Here is a 2,936-nt window from a genome sequence, read left to right on the forward strand (position 1 = left end):
GCGCCGGTCACCGGCAGGCCGCGGCCCCGGCCGGGGCGGCGACGGCCGGGGGACGCGGGCGCTCGGCGTCAGGCGGCGCGGGCGTGGGCCCTGACCCAGGCGACGACGTCCCCGGTCGGCGCGCCGGGGGTGAAGATCTCCGCAACACCCTGCTGCTTCAACGGTGCGATGTCGTCCTCGGGGATGATCCCGCCGCCGAAGACGGTGATGTCGGCGGCGTCCCGCTCCTTGAGCAACGCGATGACCTTGGCGAACAGGGTGTTGTGCGCGCCGGAGAGGATGGAGAGGCCGATGGCGTCCGCGTCCTCCTGGATCGCGGTGTCCACGATCTGCTCCGGCGTCTGGTGGAGCCCGGTGTAGATGACCTCCATACCCGCGTCCCGCAGCGCCCTGGCGATCACCTTGGCCCCGCGGTCATGGCCGTCGAGCCCCGGTTTGGCGACGACCACACGAATCGGCCCCGACACATCCATCACTACCTCCCATGCCCCGGCCTCAGTGCCGAGTGAACGCGCGTTAGCAACAGCATGTCGCACGCCACGGCCTGAGCGATACGCGCAGAGGGAGAAATCACACGGTCGACCTTCGCGATGACATCCGGTAGCCGAGCCACCCGGACGCGCGCCCCCCTGCGGACACCGCTCGACACGCCCGACCCCCGGGCCGCACACACGGTCGGGCATCGCGGGGCGCACGGATTCCAGCCTAGGGGCGGTACCCGGGACCAGGGGTACCGAACGGAGGGTGGGTCGGTCACGAAAGCCGCACAGTCGAAGCGGAGGTCAGCGGCGCGCGCGGCCCCCACCTGCGCCCCGTATCCCCGCAGTTCCGGGCGTTCCACCTCCGACACCACGGTTCGAACGATCGAACGGGAATCGAATGTGCGGTGCAGTAGTCATGGGCGGCCCCGGCAAAGTCGACCGAATGCCCGTTTCCTTCCGCGGCCGGGCAGCGGGAAGATTGTCGCCCGCGCACAGCGGCGGGTACAGTCGCCGCACTACAGCCGCCGGGGCCACGCCCCGCCTCTGTCGTCGAGCCGGAAGGCATGGTCGGTGAACGATCGTCACCTGTCGGGGCACCCGTACCCAACCGGCACAGCTGACGGCGGCGGCGACCCCGCATCGGGGTACTCCGCCGACTACTCCGCTTATACCCAGGCGTCCTACGGTCACGCCTACCCGGACCAGGCGGGCTCCTCCCCCTTCGGGTACGAGAGCCAGGACGCCCTCGGGCAGCAACCGGGCCACCCCGGGCCGGGGCTGACGGAGCCCTCGCCCTACGGCGCGGACCCCCTCGGAGTCGATCCGCTCCTCGGGCACGCAGCCGGCGGCCACGCCCATTCGTTCGGCGGTGGCGACCACGCCGGCAGCGCCCCCCAGCAGCACGGCGGTTACGGCCACGACCCCTACGGGCAGGCCGCCGCCTACGGCAACGGCCAGTACGGCACCACCGCGTGGGACGCCACCCCCGCCCACGGCACCCCCGTCGTCGACGCCTCCTGCACCGGACGGACCACCGGCGGTCACGACGGCTACGACGCCACCGCCGCCTACGGCGAGCAGCAGTGGGACGGCGGGACGGCGACCGCCACCATGACCGCGCCGGCCGAACAGGCCACCGTCACCGCGACCGACGCCACCGGTTGGGACACCGCCGACTGGGAGTCCTGGAACGCCAGGACCGAGGGCATCCCCGCGCAGGCCGACGGCGGACGTCACGACGGCGCGGCACCCGGCACAGCGCACGACGGCTGGGAGAGCGACCCCGTCGGCTACGCGACGTCGGCGGGCCCGGAGGACGGCTACGGCCACGACCCCTACGGCGCCGAGCAGTTCGACCCGACGCACGGCAGCACCTACGGGGACGCCGGCCACGGCGCCGGACACGGGCACGACGGCCACACCCACGACGGCCACGCCCACGCCGAGTACGGCGAGGACAGCGGCCTCGACGGCACCGGCTGGGCCGAGGAGCCACCGGCCGACTCCGACCGTCCGGCCTCGCCCCCGCCCGCCCTCGCCGACGACCCGTACGCCGAGGTGCTCGCCGCCTCCGCCGCCCGCCAGGGCGCGCAGGGCGTCGAGGGCCCCCACCCGGGAAGCCGCCGGGCGCGCCGTCGCCCCAAGCCGAAGCGCTCGGCGCTGCTCACCGTCGCCGCACCGTCCCTGTGCGTCCTGGGCGTCTCCGCTGTCGCCGCGTCGGCGATCACCACCCCCGACGGCACCTCCCACTCCGAGGACGACCTGCCGCTGGCCGCGGCCGGTGACGCCGAGGCAGAGGTCGACGAGGCGGCTCTCGCCGCGGCTGAAGCGGCGGCCGCGGAGCGCACCGCCGCCGCCAACGAGCGCCTCGACACGCAGCTGGAAGGTCTGACGGCCGCGGCCGACGACTACGCGGACCGCGCCAGCCGCACCCAGGGGCGCATGGACCTGGAGAAGAAGAAGGCCGAGGAGCAGGCCGAGGCAGAGGCCGAGGCGGCCCGCCAGGAGGAACTGCGGCCCAAGTTCTTCGTGCCGGTGGACCAGCGCGGGATGAGCGCGGTCTACGGGCAGTCCGGCATCAACTGGATGTCGATGCACACCGGGATCGACTTCCCCGTCAGCTACGGCACGCCGATCCGGGCGGCCACCGACGGCACGGTCCGCACCCTGGTCAACCCGTCCTACGGCAACCTGGCGATCGTCACCGCCCCCGACGGCACGGAGACCTGGTACGCGCACCTCTCCAGCCACGTGCACTACTCGGGCACCGTCAAGGCCGGCACCGTGATCGCCTACTCCGGCAACTCGGGCAAGTCCACCGGCCCGCACCTCCACTTCGAGGTCCGGCCCGCGGGCGGCGCCGCGGTCGACCCGGCCGCGTGGCTGCGCAGCAAGGGGCTCTCCCCCAACTGACGCCGGGAACGACGAGGGGCGGTCCGCCGATGCGGACCGCCC

The 2,936-nt window shown here is 73.7% G+C and carries 2 protein-coding genes; one reads left to right on the plus strand and one right to left on the minus strand.

All coding sequences use genetic code 11. The annotated features are described in order from the left end of the window. Nucleotides 1-68: 68 nt before the first annotated feature. Nucleotides 69-473: a coenzyme B12-dependent isobutyryl CoA mutase small subunit gene (gene icmB, locus HCN56_RS24190; protein WP_167974575.1), complete on the minus strand. Its 405-nt coding sequence runs from the start codon at nucleotides 471-473 to the stop codon at nucleotides 69-71. Nucleotides 474-1,052: 579 nt separating this feature from the next. Here icmB and HCN56_RS26790 point away from each other — a divergent pair. Next, nucleotides 1,053-2,894 carry a peptidoglycan DD-metalloendopeptidase family protein gene (locus HCN56_RS26790; RefSeq protein WP_312871419.1) on the plus strand — a complete coding sequence of 614 codons (1,842 nt, stop codon included), beginning with the start codon at nucleotides 1,053-1,055 and terminating at the stop codon, nucleotides 2,892-2,894. The last annotated feature ends 42 nt before the right edge of the window (nucleotides 2,895-2,936 follow it).

The organism is Streptomyces lonarensis (assembly GCF_012033735.1).
Classification (GTDB): domain Bacteria; phylum Actinomycetota; class Actinomycetes; order Streptomycetales; family Streptomycetaceae; genus Streptomyces; species Streptomyces lonarensis.